The 17915-nt window shown below is 67.5% G+C and carries 17 protein-coding genes; 11 read left to right on the forward strand and 6 right to left on the reverse strand.

Annotated elements, in window-relative coordinates:
- Positions 1-16: 16 nt before the first annotated feature.
- Positions 17-1990, reverse strand: a complete 1974-nt coding sequence (locus EB75_RS22940; protein WP_073697565.1) for a PTS mannitol transporter subunit IICBA — start codon at positions 1988-1990, stop codon at positions 17-19.
- A gap of 211 nt (positions 1991-2201) precedes the next feature.
- Between EB75_RS22940 and EB75_RS22945 the strand changes: the two genes are divergently transcribed.
- Positions 2202-3275, forward strand: coding sequence for a zinc-dependent dehydrogenase (locus EB75_RS22945; protein ID WP_073697566.1), 1074 nt, complete (start codon positions 2202-2204; stop codon positions 3273-3275).
- Between the two features lie 3 nt (positions 3276-3278).
- Here the strand turns inward: EB75_RS22945 and EB75_RS22950 are convergent, their stop codons facing one another.
- Positions 3279-3644: a hypothetical protein gene (locus tag EB75_RS22950; protein WP_083612519.1), complete on the reverse strand. Its 366-nt coding sequence runs from the start codon at positions 3642-3644 to the stop codon at positions 3279-3281.
- 105 nt (positions 3645-3749) lie between these two features.
- Between EB75_RS22950 and EB75_RS22955 the strand changes: the two genes are divergently transcribed.
- The 10 genes from EB75_RS22955 to EB75_RS23000 are packed head-to-tail and all read left to right on the forward strand — an operon-like array spanning position 3750 to position 12771.
- Positions 3750-5162 carry an NAD(P)H-hydrate dehydratase gene (locus EB75_RS22955; protein ID WP_073697567.1) on the forward strand — a complete coding sequence of 471 codons (1413 nt, stop codon included), beginning with the start codon at positions 3750-3752 and terminating at the stop codon, positions 5160-5162.
- 18 nt (positions 5163-5180) lie between these two features.
- The gene (gad, locus tag EB75_RS22960) at positions 5181-6560 is read left to right on the forward strand and encodes a glutamate decarboxylase (protein ID WP_073697568.1); all 1380 of its coding nucleotides are present in this window, start codon (positions 5181-5183) and stop codon (positions 6558-6560) included.
- 45 nt (positions 6561-6605) lie between these two features.
- Entirely contained in the window at positions 6606-7751 is a 1146-nt protein-coding gene (gene alr, locus EB75_RS22965; RefSeq protein ID WP_073697569.1) for an alanine racemase, read from the forward strand.
- 5 nt (positions 7752-7756) lie between these two features.
- A complete protein-coding gene (locus tag EB75_RS22970) occupies positions 7757-8848 on the forward strand; it encodes an alpha/beta fold hydrolase (protein ID WP_073697570.1) in 1092 nt (363 codons plus the stop codon).
- Positions 8841-9302: a tRNA (adenosine(37)-N6)-threonylcarbamoyltransferase complex ATPase subunit type 1 TsaE gene (gene tsaE / locus EB75_RS22975; protein ID WP_073697571.1), complete on the forward strand. Its 462-nt coding sequence runs from the start codon at positions 8841-8843 to the stop codon at positions 9300-9302. Before EB75_RS22970 ends, tsaE begins: the two co-directional genes overlap by 8 nt.
- Positions 9299-9922, forward strand: coding sequence for a tRNA (adenosine(37)-N6)-threonylcarbamoyltransferase complex dimerization subunit type 1 TsaB (tsaB, locus tag EB75_RS22980; RefSeq protein ID WP_073697572.1), 624 nt, complete (start codon positions 9299-9301; stop codon positions 9920-9922). Before tsaE ends, tsaB begins: the two co-directional genes overlap by 4 nt.
- Positions 9919-10371 carry a ribosomal protein S18-alanine N-acetyltransferase gene (gene rimI / locus EB75_RS22985; RefSeq protein ID WP_073697573.1) on the forward strand — a complete coding sequence of 151 codons (453 nt, stop codon included), beginning with the start codon at positions 9919-9921 and terminating at the stop codon, positions 10369-10371. The genes tsaB and rimI overlap by 4 nt, the downstream gene beginning before the upstream one ends.
- Positions 10368-11393, forward strand: coding sequence for a tRNA (adenosine(37)-N6)-threonylcarbamoyltransferase complex transferase subunit TsaD (tsaD, locus tag EB75_RS22990; protein WP_073697574.1), 1026 nt, complete (start codon positions 10368-10370; stop codon positions 11391-11393). The genes rimI and tsaD overlap by 4 nt, the downstream gene beginning before the upstream one ends.
- Positions 11390-11827, forward strand: coding sequence for a nuclear transport factor 2 family protein (locus tag EB75_RS22995; protein ID WP_073697575.1), 438 nt, complete (start codon positions 11390-11392; stop codon positions 11825-11827). Before tsaD ends, EB75_RS22995 begins: the two co-directional genes overlap by 4 nt.
- Positions 11824-12771, forward strand: a complete 948-nt coding sequence (locus EB75_RS23000; RefSeq protein WP_073697576.1) for a DMT family transporter — start codon at positions 11824-11826, stop codon at positions 12769-12771. The genes EB75_RS22995 and EB75_RS23000 overlap by 4 nt, the downstream gene beginning before the upstream one ends.
- Positions 12772-12778: 7 nt before the next feature.
- On the opposite strand, the gene EB75_RS23005 is transcribed toward EB75_RS23000, so the two are convergent.
- Genes EB75_RS23005 through EB75_RS23020 form a run of 4 tightly spaced genes read right to left on the reverse strand, consistent with a single transcriptional unit; the run spans position 12779 to position 17783 of the window.
- The gene (locus tag EB75_RS23005) at positions 12779-14494 is read right to left on the reverse strand and encodes a GMC oxidoreductase (protein WP_073697618.1); all 1716 of its coding nucleotides are present in this window, start codon (positions 14492-14494) and stop codon (positions 12779-12781) included.
- A gap of 12 nt (positions 14495-14506) precedes the next feature.
- Complete coding sequence (locus EB75_RS23010) at positions 14507-15538, reverse strand: Rieske 2Fe-2S domain-containing protein (protein ID WP_073697577.1); 1032 nt, start codon at positions 15536-15538, stop codon at positions 14507-14509.
- Positions 15535-16509, reverse strand: a complete 975-nt coding sequence (locus tag EB75_RS23015; protein ID WP_073697578.1) for a PDR/VanB family oxidoreductase — start codon at positions 16507-16509, stop codon at positions 15535-15537. Before EB75_RS23015 ends, EB75_RS23010 begins: the two co-directional genes overlap by 4 nt.
- Entirely contained in the window at positions 16506-17783 is a 1278-nt protein-coding gene (locus EB75_RS23020; RefSeq protein WP_073697619.1) for a cytochrome P450, read from the reverse strand. The genes EB75_RS23015 and EB75_RS23020 overlap by 4 nt, the downstream gene beginning before the upstream one ends.
- Between the last annotated feature and the right edge of the window lie 132 nt (positions 17784-17915).

Consider the following 17915-nt stretch of genomic DNA (forward strand, 5'->3'; position numbering starts at 1 on the left):
TTCTTGCGGTCGTCGTCTACCGGGCTTCGCTCAGCACCGCCCGGACCTCCTCGGGCGTGTTGGCCCGGCGCAACCGCTCCACCTCGTCCTTGTTCAGGAATACATGCGCGATCCGGGTGAGCAGTGCCATGTGGTCCTTGCCCGCGCCGGCGATGCCCACCACGAACTCGGCGGGCTTGCCGTTCCAGTCAATGGGTTCGGGATAGCGGACGAACGAGATCCCGGAGTGCCGGATCGCGCCCTTGGCGTCATTGGTGCCGTGCGGGATCGCCAGACCGTTGCCCATATAGGTCGACACCGACTTCTCCCGCTCGTGCATGGCGTCGACGTAGGAGGCGTCGACGGCATGCGCCGCGACCAGGAGGCTGCCGGCTTCGGTGATGGCGTCCTCGGCGGTGGTGGCCGAGCCGGACAGCACGATCGAGTCGAGCGACAGCACATCGTCGGAATCGGCAGTGGGTTCGCCTGGCGCCGTGGCTGATTCGCCCGAGGCTGCAGAGGTGCCGTTGGTGCTTCCCAGCAGTTCGAGGATTTCGTCGTAGCGGGGGGAGTTCATGAAGTCGTCGACCGAGACGTGGATGGCCGATGGGGTCTTCTGCCGGGCCCGGTCGGTGAGGTCGCGGTGGGTGACGGCCAGCCCGTAGGTATCGGTGAGGTTGGAGATGGCCTGGTTGACGACCGTCACATCGGTGAAGCCGGCGTCGCGGATCTTCTTGCGCAGCACCGAGGCTCCCATCGCGGACGAACCCATGCCGGCGTCGCAGGCGAACACGATGGTGGAGATGGGACCGGTCGCAGAGCTGCCGACCAATGCCGAGGCCACGCTGGAGCGCTTGCCCTTCAGCGCCTCCATTTCGGCTGTGGCGGCGGCCAGATCCGGTTCATCGGTGGCGCGGTCGGTCTTGAGCAGCACAGCGGCCACCGCGAACGAGACGGCAGCCGCCCCGAGCACCGACAGCGTGACACCGAGGTAGCTGCCGGTCGCCGTCTGGGCATAGACGGCGATGATCGAACCAGGTGCGGCGGGAGCACGCAGGCCGGAGCCGAACAGCACGTTGATGAAGATGCCCGTCATTCCGCCCAGGATGGTGGCGGCGATGAGCTTCGGCTTCATCAGGACGTACGGGAAGTAGATCTCGTGGATGCCGCCGAGGAACTGGATGATCGCCGCGCCTGGTGCGGATGCCTTGGCGGCGCCGCGGCTGAACACCATGAACGCCAACAGGATTCCGAGGCCCGGGCCCGGGTTGGCCTCCAACAGGAACAGCACGGATTTGCCGGTGTCGAGCGCCTGGGTGGTGCCCAGCGGGGTCAGGACGCCGTGGTTGATGGCGTTGTTGAGGAAGAGCACCTTGGCGGGTTCGATGAAGATCGAGGTGAGCGGCAGCAGATCATGGCCGACGAGGTAGTCGACGACGTGGCCCGCGCCGCGGGTGAAGGCCGATACCACCGGGCCGACGCCGAAGAACCCGATGACGGCCATCAGCAGGCCGGTGATCCCGGCCGAGAAATTGTTGACCAGCATCTCGAAGCCGGGGCGAATCTTGCCGTCCCACAACGCATCCAGCTTCTTGATCACCCAGCCGCCCAAGGGCCCCATGATCATCGCGCCCATGAACATCGGAACATCCGAACCGGCGACCACGCCCATGGTGGTGATGGCACCGACCACGGCTCCGCGGGTGCCGTACACCATTCGGCCGCCGGTGGATCCGATGAGGATCGGCAGCAGGTAGGTGATCATCGGCCCGACGATGCCGCCCTTCTCGTAGGCTCCCCAGCCGCCGATGTGGGCCACCCAGCCGTCCGGGTTCTGCAGCGAGTGAAAGAGGCCGGGCAACCAGCCGGTCTTGATGAACAGTGCGGTGATCAGGCCCCATGCGATGAAGGCGCCGATATTCGGCATCACCATGTTCGACAGTGCGGTGCCGAGCTGCTGTACCCGCACGCGCAGACTGACGCGCCGCGGTGTTTCCGTCGTTGCCGTCATTGTGCTGGACCTCCGCCTGTCGCCCGTGAAGGTGATGCCGGTCACATCACCGTGTATTACGAGTAAAGCCCACAAGTGGGCATGATGGCAAGAAAATGGGCAAAAATGGGCAGCAAAAAGTTTGTAGTTATGCCCGAATTGGGGTTAGAGTGGGCACAACGTGAACCACGACACACCAACCGGCCAGGCCGGAGCACCCGGAAGGAACGCCATGAAAGCGCTGCGCTACTACGCACCCGAGGACGTCCGGCTCGAAGACGTGCCCGAGCCTGTGTGCGGTCCCGACGAGATCAAGATCCGGGTGCGCAACTGTTCGACCTGCGGCACGGATGTCAAAATCCTGCACAACGGGCACCAGAACCTGACGCCACCGCGGACCATCGGGCACGAGATCGCCGGCGACATCGTGGAAGTGGGCGCCAATGTGAATGCGACTTATGGGACGGACTGGGCGGACGGCGACCGGGTACAGGTGATCGCCGCCGTGCCGTGCGGTGAGTGCCACGAATGTCGCAAGGGCTGGATGGCGGTGTGCCAGAACCAGACATCCATGGGTTACCAGTACGACGGCGGCTTCGCCGAGTACATGATCGTGCCCCGCCAGGTGCTGAAAGTCGATGGGCTGAACCGGATTCCGGACAATGTCGGTTACGACGAGGCGTCGGCGGCGGAACCGTTCGCGTGCGCCATCAATGCCCAGGATCTGCTCGGTATTGAGCCGGGTGACACCGTCGTGGTGTTCGGCGCGGGCCCCATCGGGTGCATGCACATCCGGATCGCCCGCGGTGTACACAACTGCGGGCCGGTGTATCTCGTCGACGTCAACGACGCCCGGCTGAAGATGTCCGCCGATGCGGTGCACCCCGACGCGGTGATCAACGCGGCGGAGGTCGACGTCGTCGAGAAGGTGATGGAACTGACCGGCGGCCGCGGCGCCGATGTGGTGATCACCGCGACGGCCGCCAACGTCACGCAGGAGCAGGCCATTTCGATGGCCGCGCGCAACGGTCGTATCTCGTTCTTCGGGGGTCTGCCCAAGACCAACCCGACGATCACCTGCGATTCCAACGTGGTGCACTACCGCCAGCTGCATATCCACGGTGCCAACGGATCTGCCCCTGAACACAACAAGCGTGCGCTGCAGTACATCTCGACCGGTCAGGTGCCTGTGAAGGACCTCATCACGCGCCACATCCCCTTGGGCGACGTGCTCGATGCGTTCTCGATCGTGCAGAACGGCGAGGCCATCAAGGTGACGGTGGAGCCCAGCGCGGTGCTCGTCTGAGCCTCAGCCGCCGACGGCAGCGATGTAGCCCCCGATTGCCAACGCGCACAGGACTACACACAGCCCCAGCGTGCCGACCGCGAACGGCCACGCCGGGCGGCGCTTGACCATGCGGACGACGGTGACGATCGTGCCGGCCAAGGCGACCACCATGGCTGCGATGAAACCCGCGGCCATGGCGTTGATGCCGGCATCGATGTGGCAGGTGGCCGGCGGGCAGTAGTCGGTGAATGCCATCGCGAACACCCCGAAGGCCAGCGCCACGCCGCCGCCGACGTAGGTGAGCACCAGCGCACTGATCGAGGCGGCGAGGTCGCCGCCCGAGATCGGGGGCTTGGCCGGCGGTGGTGGTGGATAGCCGTAGGTCATGGCGGGATGGTAGCCGCGCCGAACGTTGGCTTGTGTGCGAACTTCCGTCAATTATTCGCACACAAGCCAACGCTCGGCGGACGGATCTGCGTAACCTTCGGAGCTATGCGGCATTACTACACCGCCGAGCAGATCCGCGCGGCCGAGGCGCCGCTGTTGGCATCTCTACCCGATGGCGTGTTGATGCGCCGGGCGGCCTACGGGCTGGCGACGGCGATCGCCACAGAACTCAAGGCCCGCACCGGCGGTGTGAGCGGGCGCAGCGTCTGCGCAGTGGTGGGATCCGGCGACAACGGCGGTGACGCGCTCTGGGCGGCCACCTTCCTGCGCCGCCGCGGTGCCGGCGCAACCGCCGTGCTCCTCAATCCGGATCGCACGCACACAAAAGCACTCAATGCCTTCCGCAAGGCAGGCGGAACAATCGTCGAATCAATCCCGCCGTCAACCGATTTGGTCATCGACGGCGTCGTCGGCATCGGCGCCACCGGACCCCTGCGGCCCAATGCGGCCGCCGTTTTCGACGCCAGCACCGCACCCGTCGTCGCCGTCGACCTCCCCAGTGGCGTCGACGTCCAGACCGGAGCGGCCGACGGCCCGCATGTGCACGCCGCACTCACCGTCACCTTCGGCGGGCTCAAACCCGTGCACGGGCTGGCCGATTGCGGCCGCGTCGAACTGATCGACATCGGCCTCGACCTGCCCGATCCGGTCTTCCTCGGATTCGACGCGCACGACGTCCGCGCCCGCTGGCCCGTGCCGCAACCGACCGACGACAAGTACAGCCAGGGCGTCAAGGGCGTGCTCGCCGGGTCGGCGACCTATCCGGGTGCGGCGATCCTGAGCACCGGCGCCGCCGTCGCCGCGACTTCCGGCATGGTCCGTTACGCCGGCTCTGCGCACGCTGAAGTGGTCTCGCACTGGCCGGAAGTCGTTGCGGCGTCGGATGCGACGGCTGCGGGGCGCGTCCAGGCGTGGGTGGTCGGCCCGGGACTCGGCACCGACACCGCCGGCGACGAGGCGCTGCGCTTCGCGTTGGCCACCGACCTGCCGGTGATCGTCGATGCCGACGCCCTGACCCTGCTGGCCGCCGATCTCGACCTGGTCGCCGACCGCTCGGCACCCACGGTGCTGACCCCACATGCCGGTGAATTCGCCCGGCTCGCAGGACATCCGCCGGGTTCTGACCGGGTGGCCGCGACGCTTGAACTGGCCGACCGTCTGGGTGCCACCGTCCTGCTGAAGGGCAACGTCACCGTCGTCGCCGACGCGAACGGCCCGACGTATCTCAACCCCGCCGGTCAATCCTGGGCTGCCACAGCCGGATCCGGTGACGTCCTGTCCGGCATCATCGGCGCTCTGCTGGCGTCAGGCATCGCACCGGGTGAGGCAGCGGCGATGGCCGCGTTCGTCCACGCTCGCGCCGCCGATCTCGCCGCACATGATCCCGGCCCGCGTCCTGCGCCCACATCGGCGCACCGCATCTTGGCCCATGTCCGGGCCGCCATCGCATCGCTCTGACCACAAGGGGGAATCAGTATGTCGCGCAAGCACGTTCATGGACCGACGATGAGTCCGGCGTACACGGGGCGGTTGTCCACCGCGCCCATCCCGTCGCTGCGGCTGCCCGACGATCCGCTGGACCCGCAGGCCGCGTACCGCTTCATCCACGACGAGCTCATGCTCGACGGTAGCTCCCGGCTCAACCTCGCGACGTTCGTCACCACGTGGATGGACCCCGAGGCCGAGAAGCTCATGGCCGAGACGTTCGACAAGAACATGATCGACAAGGACGAGTACCCGGCGACCGCGGCCATCGAGTCCCGCTGCGTGTCCATGGTGGCCGACCTGTTCCACGCCGAGAACTTGCGCGACGACGATCCGGCGTCAGCGTGTGGCGTGTCGACCATCGGATCGAGCGAGGCCGTGATGCTGGCCGGTCTGGCCCTCAAATGGCGATGGCGGCAGAAGGTCGGCGACTGGAAGGGACGCACGCCCAACCTCGTCATGGGTTCCAACGTCCAGGTGGTGTGGGAGAAGTTCTGCCGCTACTTCGACGTCGAGCCGCGGTACCTGCCGATGGCCGAGGACCGCTACGTCATCACCCCCGAACAGGTGCTCGACAACGTCGACGAGGACACCATCGGCGTGGTGGGCATCCTCGGCACCACCTTCACCGGTGAGCTGGAACCCATCGCCGAGATCTGCGCGGCGCTGGATCAGCTCGCGCACGACAAGGGTCTGGACATCCCCGTCCACGTCGACGCCGCCAGCGGCGGCTTCGTGGTGCCGTTCCTGCACCCCGACCTGGAGTGGGACTTCCGGCTGCCGCGGGTGGTGTCCATCAACGTCAGCGGCCACAAGTACGGGCTGACGTACCCCGGCATCGGCTTCGTGGTCTGGCGTAGCGGGGAGCACCTGCCCGAGGACCTGGTGTTCCGGGTCAACTACCTGGGCGGCGACATGCCGACCTTCACGCTGAACTTCTCCCGGCCCGGCAACCAGGTGGTCGGCCAGTACTACAACTTCTTGCGCCTCGGCCGGGCCGGCTACACCCAGATCATGCACTGCCTGTCGGACACCGCCCGCTGGATCGGTGACGAGCTGCGCAAGAGCGAGCACTTCGAGGTCATCACCGATGGTTCGGCCATCCCGGTGATCGCGTGCCGGCTCAGCGGCAAGCGGCCCTACACCGAGTTCGACGTATCGCACGCGCTGCGCGCCTACGGCTGGCAGGTGCCGGCCTACACCATGCCCGAAGGCGCGACGGACATCGCGGTGCTGCGTGTGGTGGTGCGGGAGGGATTCTCGGCCGACCTGGCCCGCGCCCTGCGGGACGACCTGATCACGGTGCTGAACAGCCTGGACGAGCTCAAGCCGAAGGGGCAGTTCGACGACGTGCAGCCGTTCGCTCACTGACGTCAGGGGGCGCTTCGGCGGGCGTCTGGGAGAATCGGAGGCGATATGAGTTCGCCGGACCTCCAACCTGCTGCCCAGGCCGTCATCGACCTGGGCGCAATTGCGCACAATGTGCGGCTTCTGCGGGAACGTGCGGGCAGCGCCGCGGTCATGGCGGTGGTCAAGGCCGACGGCTACGGGCACGGTGCGGAGCAGGTGGCACGGGCCGCCCTCGCGGCCGGAGCGACCGAATTGGGCGTCACGAACATCGCGGAGGCGCTGACGCTGCGACGTGCCGGCATCACGGCGCCGGTGCTGTCCTGGCTGAACCTGCCCGGCACCGACTTCGCCCCGGCGTTGGCCGCCGACGTGCAGGTGGCGGTGTCGTCGGTGCGCCAGCTCGACGACGTGCTCGACGCGGTGCACCGTAGCGGCGCGCCCGCCACCGTCACCGTGAAGATCGACACCGGCCTCAGCCGCAACGGCGTCAGCCCCGCCGAGTACCCGGCGCTGCTTGACGCGCTCGCCCGGGCCGCCGCCGACGGCGCGATGCGCACTCGCGGCATCATGAGCCACCTCGCGTGCGGTGACGATCCGCAGCACCCGATGAACGACACCCAGGCCGCACGTCTCACCGCGGCCCGGGAACAGGCACGGACAGCGGGCGTGCGGTTCGAGGTGGCTCACCTGGCGAACTCACCCGCCACCCTGACCCGGCCCGACCTGCACTTCGATATCGTCCGGCCGGGCATCGCGGTATACGGGCAGACACCGATCCCGGAGTTGGGGGATTTCGACTTGCAGCCTGTCATGACGCTCAAATGTCCTGTCGGCGCGGTGCGTTCGATCAAGGCCGGCGACGGGGTCTCCTACGGGCACACGTGGATCGCCGACCACGACACGACTGTCGGGCTGATCCCGCTGGGTTACGCCGATGGGGTGTTCCGGGGGCTGAGTGGTCGCATCGACGTCAGCATCAACGGTGTCCGGTTCCGCAACATCGGGCGAATCTGTATGGACCAGTTCGTCATTGATCTCGGCCCCGACGGTGCCGGCGTTCAGGTGGGTGACGAGGCCGTGCTGTTCGGCTCGGGTGCGTCGGGTGAGCCGACGGCGCAGGACTGGGCTGAACTGTTGGGCACCATCAACTACGAGGTCGTCACCAGTCCACGGGGCAGGATCGCCCGGACCTATCGCGAGTCGACAGGCTGACGCCCATGAGCGACAACAAGAATGCCCGGTGGTTGGCGGGCATGGCCGGTCTCACTGCCGTGGGGTCGGTGGCCGGGATCAGTGTGGCCCGCTCGCTGCGCCGGCGCAGTGGTGAAGACCCTTATGCCGGTGAGGATTTCACCACGCTCGATGCCGACCGCGGTTGCGTCGTGACGGCCTCCGACGGTGTGCCGCTGGCGGTGCGCGAGGTCGGCCCGAAAGACGCCCGGTTGACGGTGCTCTTCGCGCATGGATTCTGTAACAGCATGGGCTCCTTCCATTTTCAGCGGGCCCGGCTGGCCGAGCGGTGGGGCGATCAGGTCCGCATGGTGTTCTACGACCAGCGCGGGCACGGCCGGTCGTCGGCCGGACCCATCGACTCGTACACCGTCCCGCAGTTGGGGCAGGACCTCGAATCGGTGATGCGGGTGATGGCTCCGCGGGGTCCCGTGGTGCTGGTCGGTCATTCGATGGGCGGCATGACGGTGCTGTCGCACGCTCGGCAGTTCCCGCGGAACTACCCGGCGCGGGTGTGCGGGGTGGCGCTCATTGCCTCTGCAGCGCAAGGGGTTACGCGATCCCCGCTGGGGGAGGCGCTGCAGAATCCGGTGCTCGAGGCGGCGAAAGTCGCGGTGCGGTTCGCTCCCGGAGCGGTGACCGCGGGCCGGGGTGCGGCCAAGGCCGTCATCGGCCCGGTGCTCAAGGCTGCGTCGTTCGGGGATTCCGCCGTCAGCCCGTCGGTGGCGCGGTACGTCGAGAAGATGATGCACGACACCTCGATGCGGACCACCGTGGAGTTCCTACACGCACTTGAAACTCATGACGAAGCGGGCGCACTGCCGGTGCTGCAGAACGTGCCCACGCTGATCGCGTGCGGCGACCAGGATCTGCTGACCCCACTGGCCAAGTCCGAGGCGATGACCCGGCAGCTGCCGAAGTCCGAACTGGTGATCGTCGAAGGGGCCGGGCACATGGTGCACATGGAGCAACCTGAACTGATCAACGAGGCGCTGGAGCGCTTCGTCGAACACGCCACCCCGTCTCGCCTGGTGGCGCTGACCCGGCACCTGCGTGGAAAGGCCAAGCGCAATGGCTGATTCGTACGGCACGGAGCATCTGCCCACCGAGGCCGACACCATGGCTCTGGGCGCACGGTTCGGCGCCGAGCTGAAGGTCGGCGACGTCGTGGTCCTCACCGGCCCGCTGGGCGCCGGAAAAACCATGCTGGCAAAGGGAATTGCGCAGGGCATGGACGTCGACGGGGCGGTGACGTCGCCGTCGTACGTGCTGGCCCGCGTGCACCCCGCCCGCCGCGCCGGACGCCCCGCCATGGTGCACGTCGATATGTACCGGCTGCTCGACACGGGCAGCACCGACCTGCTCGGTGAACTCGACTCGCTGGATCTCGACACCGACCTCGACGACGCCGTCGTGGTCGTCGAATGGGGCGAAGGCCTGGCCGAGCGCTTGTCGGCCAGCCACCTGGACATCCGGTTGGAGCGCGCCGACGACGACACCCGTACCGCTGTCTGGCATTGGAGCCGTGGATGATTCTCGCCATCGATACCGCCACGCCGGCCGTCACCGCCGGTGTGGCCCGGCGCGCCGCCACCGGCGTCGAGGTGCTGGCGGAGCGGATCACTGTCGACGCCCGCGCCCACGCCGAGCAGCTGACACCCAATGTGGTTGGCGCCGTTGCCGATGCCGGTCTCACGTTCGCCGATCTGACCGCCGTGGTCGTCGGTTGCGGGCCGGGCCCGTTCACCGGCCTGCGCGTCGGCATGGCCACCGCGGCCGCCTACGGACATGCGCTCGACATCCCGGTATACGGGGTGTCCAGCCTGGACGCGATCGCCCCCGAAACACCGGGGGAGTTGTTGGTGGTCACCGATGCCCGTCGCCGCGAGGTGTACTGGGCGCGGTACGACGACGGTGTGCGGGTCGCCGGGCCGGCCGTCAGTGCCGCGGCCGATGTCGAGCCGGGCTCCGGTTCGGTTGCCGGTCCAGCCGCACAGGCCGCGCTGTTCCCGCTGCCCTCGCTGGGCGTCGAATACCCGACGGTGTCCGGACTGGTGACGGCCGCCGACTGGGACCAGCCGCCCGCCGCGCTGGTGCCCTTGTACCTGCGCCGCCCCGACGCGAAAACCCTTGCCGAGCGGGGTCTTGCGTGACCATCGAGTACGGACAGCTTGCCGTCGGCGACGCCGACCGGTGCGGCGAACTGGAAGCCATCCTGTTTCCGGGCGACGACCCCTGGCCGGCGGTGGCCTTCATCCGCGAGCTCGACTCGGACCACAACCACTATGTCGCGGCGCGGGACGGCCGCCTGCTGGTCGGGTACGCCGGCATCAGTCGGCTGGGCCGAAAACCCCCGTTCGAGTGCGAGATCCACACCATCGGTGTCGATCCGGCGTATCAGGGGCAGGGTATCGGCCGGGAGCTTCTGGACCGGCTGTTGACCATCGCCGACGGTGGCACCGTGTTCCTGGAGGTCCGCACCGACAACGAGCCGGCGATCGGGCTGTACGAAAGCGTCGGGTTCGTGAAAATGGGTGTGCGCAAACGGTATTACCGGATCAGTGGCGCGGACGCCTACACGATGCGCAGGGAGGCGTCATGACCACAATCTTGGCTATCGAAAGTTCCTGTGACGAAACAGGTGTCGGTATCTGCGAACTCGCGGACGACGGGACTGTGACGCTCCTGGCCGACGAGGTCGCCTCCAGTGTCGACGAACACACCCGGTACGGCGGAGTGGTGCCAGAGATCGCCTCGCGCGCGCACCTGGAATCGTTGGGGCCCACCATGCGCCGGGCCCTGGCGACTGCAGGCATCGACCGGCCCGACGTCGTCGCCGCAACCATCGGGCCGGGCCTCGCCGGGGCATTGCTGGTGGGTGTGGCTGCGGCCAAGGCCTATTCGGCGGCGTGGGGCGTGCCGTTCTACGGCGTCAATCACCTCGGCGGACACCTGGCCGCCGATGTGTACGACCACGGGCCGTTGCCCGAGAGCGTCGGCCTGCTGGTGTCCGGCGGGCACACCCACCTGCTGCACGTCCGGTCGCTGGGTGAGCCCATCGAGGAACTCGGCAGCACCGTCGACGACGCGGCCGGTGAGGCGTACGACAAGGTCGCCCGCCTGCTCGGGCTCGGCTACCCCGGTGGCCGGGTGCTCGACGAGCTGGCCCGTACGGGCGACCGGGACGCCATCGTCTTCCCGCGCGGCATGACCGGGCCGCGAGATGACCCGTACGCCTTCAGTTTCTCGGGCCTCAAGACCGCGGTCGCCCGCCACATGGAGAAACATCCAGATGCCTCGCACGCCGATGTGGCGGCCGGTTTCCAGGAGGCCGTCGCGGATGTGTTGACCCGCAAAGCCGTTCGGGCCGCCACCGACCTCGGGGTGTCGACGCTGCTGATCGCCGGGGGAGTGGCCGCCAATTCGCGGCTGCGTGAGCTGGCCGAAGAGCGTTGTGCCGAGGCGGGTTTGACGCTTCGCGTGCCGCGGCCGCGGCTGTGCACCGACAACGGCGCCATGATCGCCTCGTTTGCCGCGCACCTCATCGCGGCGGGAGCCACACCGTCGCCGCTCGATGTGCCGAGTGATCCGGGGCTGCCGGTGGTGAAGGGCCAGATCGCGTGAGTCTTCAGGCCGCCGCGGACAAACTGGAGATCACCGAGCTGCTGTACCGGTACGCCGAACTGATCGACGCCGGCGACTTCGACGGCGTGGGAAACCTGTTGGGGCGCGGCAACTTCATGGGGGTGGCCGGCGCCGAGGCCATCGCGGCACTGTTCGCCAGGTCCACCCGCCGTTTCCCTGATCACGGGAACACCCCGCGCACCCGGCATCTGGTGCTCAACCCGATCGTCGAGCTCGACGGCGACACTGCCCGCGCGCGGTCGACGTTCTGCGTGGTGCAGCAGACCGATACGGTGCCGCTGCAACCCATCGTGGTGGGCCGCTACGCGGATCAGTTCGCGCGCGACGAGACCGGCTGGCACTTCACCGAACGTGTCGCCGATGTACAGATGGTCGGCGACGTGTCCGACCACCTGTACATCGCTCTGCAATGAGCCCCAACCCCACTCGGCATCTGGGCTTGCTGCAGATCTCTGCCGCGAGCGTGTTGTGGGGCACCGGTGGCCTGGTGGTCACCGTCCTTCACGACCGGAGCGGGCTGGGCGCCATGACGGCCAGCGCGTGGCGAATGGCGCTGGCGACGGTCGCGCTCGTGGCGTTCATTGCGGTCACGGGCCGTCTCGGACAGGCGATCACGATGATGCGGTCGCGCCCTGTGGTCCCCATCGTCGTCGGTTGCGGTACCGCTCTCTATCAGGGCCTCTATTTCGCCTCGGTACTGTCCGTCGGGGTGGCCATCGCCACCGTCGTCTCGCTGGGATTGGCGCCGATCCTGGCGTCGATCTGGCAGCACGTCACTGCGCGCACCTCACCGTCGCTGCGCGAGGTCGTCGTGCTCGTCGCCGCACTCGTCGGGTTGTGCCTGGTTACCTTCGGTGGCGCCCCGCACGAACGTGGCGGCGGCGCAACCAACTTCGCGGCGGGGTTACTGCTCGCCATCGCCGCGGGCGCCACCTATGCGGCGACGACGATCCTGGGGCACCGGCTGGCGAGCCGGACCGACCCCGTCGTGATCGCCACGTGCACCACGACTGCCGGGGCGGTGGCGCTGGCGCCACTTTTCTTCGTGGCTTCGCTGCGGGGCGAACCGGTTCTCCCGCCGGACCTGATGTCGCTGGGGCTGTTGGTCTATCTCGGGGTCTTCACGTTCGCGCTGTCGTATGGGCTTCTCTACGCCGGTTTGCGCACCACGTCAGGGGCAGCTGCGACCGTGGTGACCCTCGTCGAGCCGATCTCGGCTGCGGTGCTGGCCGCGGTGCTGCTCGGGCAGCAGCTCACCTGGATGTCCGTGGTCGGCGCGATTCTGATCCTGGGGGCCGTTGTCGGGCTGCCCGCGGGTCGGGACATCCATCAGGGACGTCCCGACCCGGGCGTGTAGTGCGGCGCTAGGCGTCGTTCGCGGCGGGCGAGATCGGGATGAGGGGCAGCCGCAAGGCTCCCGGAGCACCCTCCGGCACAACGGGTTTGACCGGAGCGACGGCGACCACCCGGCGGTACGGCTGCCCCTGCTCGGGACGCAGGTCCTCCTCGCCCTTGTTGGGCCACATCGCCGCCGCACGCTCGGCCTGGGCGGTGATGGTCAGTGACGGGTTCACGCCCAGGTTGGCCGAAACCGCCGAGCCGTCAACGACACTGAGAGTCGGGTAGCCGTAGACCCGGTGGTAGGGATCGATGACGGCGTGCTGGGCATCCGAACCGATGGCGCAACCGCCGAGGAAGTGCGCCGTCATCGGAATGTTGAACAGCTCGCCCCACGTGCCGGCCGTCACGCCGTCGATCTTCTCGGCGACCCGGCGAGTCGCGTCGTTGCCGGCCGGGATCCACGTCGGGTTGGGCTGGCCGTGCCCCTGCTTGCTCGACAGGTGCCGCCCACGCAGTCCGCGCTTGGTGAACGTGGTGATCGAGTTGTCCAGGTTCTGCATCACCAGCGAAATCACCGTGCGCTCACTCCAATTGCGCACCGTCAGCACCCGCAGCAGCGCGCGCGGATGCGTCACGGCCAGCCCCAGGGCCTTCAGCCAGCGTGGCCATCGGCCGCCGCCGTCGGTCATCAGGGTCTGGAGCAAACCCATCGCGTTGGAGCCCTTGCCGTAACGCACAGACTCGATATGGGTATCGCTGGTCGGGTGGAACGACGACGTGATCGCCACGCCGCGCGTCAGGTCGAGAGCCGGGTCGACCTTGTATTTAATTGCGCCGACGATGGATTCGGAGTTGGTGCGGGTGAGCACACCGAGCCGGTCCGACAGCTGGGGCAGGGTGCCGCTGTCCTTCATCTTGTGCAGCAGGTTCTGGGTGCCCCAGGTGCCGGCCGCCAGGACGACGTGCCGCGCCGTGAAGGTGCGACGGTTCTTGCGCAGGGTCCTGCCGGTGCGCACCGTGTCGATCTCCCAGATTCCGCTCGGGCTCTGCCGCACCGAGTCGACCGTCGTCAGCGGATGCACCGTGGCACCGGCATTCTCGGCCAGACCGAGGTAGTTCTTCAGCAGCGTGTTCTTGGCGCCGTAGCGGCATCCCGTCATGCAGCTGCCGCATTCGATGCACCCGGTGCGGTCCGGCCCGACGCCGCCGAAGAACGGGTCGGCGACGGTCTTTCCGGGCTCACCGAAGAACACCCCGACCGGGGTCTGGACGAACGTGTCGCCGACGCCCATGTCCTCGGCCACCGACTTCATGATCTCGTCGGCCGGGGTCATGCTCGGGTTGATCACCACCCCGAGCATGCGCCGCGCCTGGTCGTAGAACGGCGACAGCTCGTCGGACCAGTCGGTGATGTGGGCCCACTGCGGGTCGTTGAAGAACGTCGCGGGCGGTTTGTAGAGGGTGTTGGCGTAGTTCAGTGACCCACCGCCGACACCCGCCCCGGCCAGGATGACGACGTCGCGCAGCATGTGGATGCGCTGCACGCCGAAGCAGCCCAGCTTGGGTGCCCACACGAATTTCCTGACGTCCCAACTGGTTCTCGGGAACTGGTCGTCGGTGAACCGGCGGCCGGCTTCCAGAACGCCGACGCGGTAGCCCTTCTCGGTCAACCGCAACGCGGTGACGCTGCCCCCGAATCCGGACCCGACGACGATGACGTCATAGTCGGTGTTGGACATGCACATTCTCCTTTAGGTGGCGGTGAAACGGCTGGTTTCGTCGTCGACCATGTCCATGGCGATACGCCGGGCCCGGATCGCGGCCCGGTCGGCCTTGACGTTGATGTCGCGCCGGCGGGCACCGGGTTCATCGAGCCGCCGCTGAATCGTCTCCAGGATGGCGGCGTCGCGAACGGCCCACTCGTGAAACATGATCCGCAGGTACTCGGTGACGGTGTCCTCGGCACTGGCGTAGTTGCGGGCCATCTGCAGGAAGACGTGCGTCGAGCCCGGCGATTCGGGGGTGAACCCGTGAATTCGCAAGAGCCCGTAGGACTCTCCGCCTTCGACCTCGATGGCGTAGTGCTGGGTGTGCAGCGCGGGTGACACGAAGGTCCCCTCTTCGCGCCGCGTCGCCACCGATTCTTCCGGCAAGCCCGTGATCGCCGACTCCCACGGGGCCAGCCGGCTCGGGGGAGTGGACCGGGTGTAGGCCACCGAGCGTTCGGAGATCTCGACCTCGTTGAGCGGTGGCAGCTGCTGGATATCCGGTGGCACGACCTCGGGGTGCGTCACGAACACATCGGTCAGATCGAGGTAGTGCTCATGCAGCAGAAGGTAATTCGCTTCGACGCGCAGAACCTCGGTGGTACTGGTCCAGCCGGAACCGTCGAGGTACCACGGCACGCGTGGCGGTGGGCGCAGGGCCGCGGCACGCGGTTCGCCGAGCCAGATCCAGACGAACGGCGCGGTTTCGACGACCGGGTACGCCGGCACCCGTGCCCCGGGCGGCACGTTCTCCTGCGACGGCACGTCGGCCAGGCAGCCGTCGGGCTCGTAGCTGAAGCCGTGATAGCCGCAGACCACGCGGTCGCCGTCGAGTCGGCCCTCCGACAAGGGATAGGCACGGTGGACGCAGCGGTCCTCCAGGGCGACCACTTCGCCGGACGCGCGGCGGTACAGGACCACGTGCTTGCCCAGCAGCCGCCGGGCGAGTAGTCCCGCGCCGACCTCATCGCTGAGCGCGGCCACATACCAGCAGTTGAACGGGTAGTTGGTTCTCATAGGTCGAGCACCAGCCTTTCGGACCGGGAGCGCGAGACGCAGATCATGATGGTTTTGTTCTCCGCCTTCTCGGCGTCGTTCAACACGGAGTCGCGGTGATCGCCGATACCGGCGATGATTTCGCATTCACAGGTGCCGCAGACGCCTTCCATGCACGACCCCAGCACGTCCAGGCCGTTTTCTTCGGCGACGTCGTAGATCGTCTTGTCCGACGGCACGGTCAGCGTGATGCCGGAACGCTGGCATTCGATCTCGAATGTGTCGAGGGCGTCGGCCGGCTCCTCGATGGTCTTCGCCGAGAAGCGCTCGAGGTGCAGGCTGCCGTCGGGCCAGGCCTGGCAGCCCTTCTCGACCGCGTCCAGCAGGCCCTCGGGACCACAGCAGTAGACGAGCGTGTTGTCCTGCGGAGCCGCCAGCACCGCCGCCAGCTTCGTCCGGAACCCGTCGCCCTCCTCGTCACGCGCACAGATGGTCACGCGGTCGCCGAAGCGCTCCAGCGCGTCCAGATACGCCATCGAGGAGCGGGAGCTGCCGCCGTAGATCAGCTGCCAGTCGGCGCCGGTGGCCTCGGCGGCTTCGATCATCGGAAGCATCGGCGTGATGCCGATACCGCCCGCGACGAACTGGTAGCGGGGTGAGCTCACGAGGGCGAAGTGGTTGCGCGGCCCGCGAACCCGGACCGTGGTGCCTTCGTGCAGCTTGTCGTGGACATGCTGCGAGCCACCGCGGCTGTTGGGGTCGAGCAGGATGCCGACCTGCCATTCACTCCGGCTGGCGGTGCTGCCGCACAGGGAGTACTGCCGCGTCAGCGACGGCGTCATGACCAGATCGATGTGAGCGCCGGGTGTCCACTCAGGTAGGTCGGCGCCGGAGGGGTCGGCGAGCGTCAGCGTGACGACACCGTCCGCGGACTGCTCACGTCGACGTACCTCGAGGTCGACCTCGACTTCCCGGTATGCAGCGTTACTCACAGTGCCCTCTGCTCTTCGCCCGAGCGGTTCATCGCTGACCGTCGAACGGGGATCGACTTGTACTGGTTGAGGAACAGCGCCCGCACACGCGTCGGGTCACCGTCCAACGTGAGATCGGGGAACCGGCGGACGGTCTCCTGAATCCAGAGCTTCAGTTCCAGCCGCGCCAGGTTGGCGCCCAGGCAGAAATGCTTGCCGCGGCCACCGAAGGCCTGGTGCTTGTCCGCCAGCCCCTCGCGGGTGATGTCGAACTCGTGCGGATTCTCGAATGCGGACTCGTCCCGGTTGGACGCCAGGTACCACAACAACAATCGGTCACCTTCCTTGATGTGCTTGCCGTGCAGCTCGAAGTCCGTCGTGGCGGCGCGCGCCATGAACGCGAAGGCGGGCGCGTAGCGCAGGCCCTCTTCGACGGTGGGTTCGAGCAGTTCGGGGTTCTCCTGCAGCAGGATCAGCTGATCCGGGTTCTGCATCAGGGCCAGCATCGTCGCGCTGTAGGTCGCCCGCGTCGAGTCGTTGCCGGCCGTCATCAGCAGCGCGAAAAATGTGGCCATCTCGAGCTCGTTGAGCTTTTCGCCGTCCACTTCGGCGTTCATCACCGCGGTGATCAGGTCGTCGCGCGGGTTCTCCCGGCGCTGGTTCATCTGATCGCCCAGATACGTGATGATCTCGGTGACGATGGCGCCGGCGTCGTCCCACTGTTTGCGGATCTCCGGGTCCTCGAAGGCGCTGAACACGTTGGTCCAGTAGACGAGGCGCTCGTCGTCCTCCGGCGGCGTGCCGAGCATCGAACCGATCACCCGAGCCGGCACCGGCCGGGCGACGTCGCGGACGAGGTCGAAGGTCTCGCGGTCGGCCACGCTGTCGAGCACGTCGTTGATGATCTGTTTGATGGCCTCTTCGTGGGCCGCGACGCGTTCGGGGGTGAAGGCCTTGATGACGAGCGCCTTGAGCCGGTCGTGCCGGGGCGGGTCCATCGAAATCAGTTGCAGCCGTTGAATATCGAGCGGGACGCCGATGTCGTCGACGTTGAAGATGCCGCGCTTCTCGGACGAGAACGTCCGGTGGTCGCGGCTGATGGCGCGGACGTCGTCGAAGCGGGTGATCGACCAGAAGCCACCTTCGCCGGGGACATTGCGCTGTGGGCTGTAGTGCACCGGGTCTTCGCGCTGCATTCGGGCGAACAAGTCGTACGGCGGCCCGTCGTCCCAGACCGCGGAATCGGCCAGGTCGACGTCGGCGAGGTCCACATCGGCAGGGGCTGCTGTGGTCACGGTTGCCTCCTTCTTGGTCTGCTGTTGACGAAAGCTATTCACCAAGGCGGTGCGGATCGACGTCTCGGGACGACCAACTCTCGCGGCGTTTGCGGAGCGTCCTTGTCGTGCGGCGACAAAGCCCGATTTGCA

The organism is Mycobacterium sp. ST-F2 (genome assembly GCF_001905655.1).
Classification (GTDB): domain Bacteria; phylum Actinomycetota; class Actinomycetes; order Mycobacteriales; family Mycobacteriaceae; genus Mycobacterium.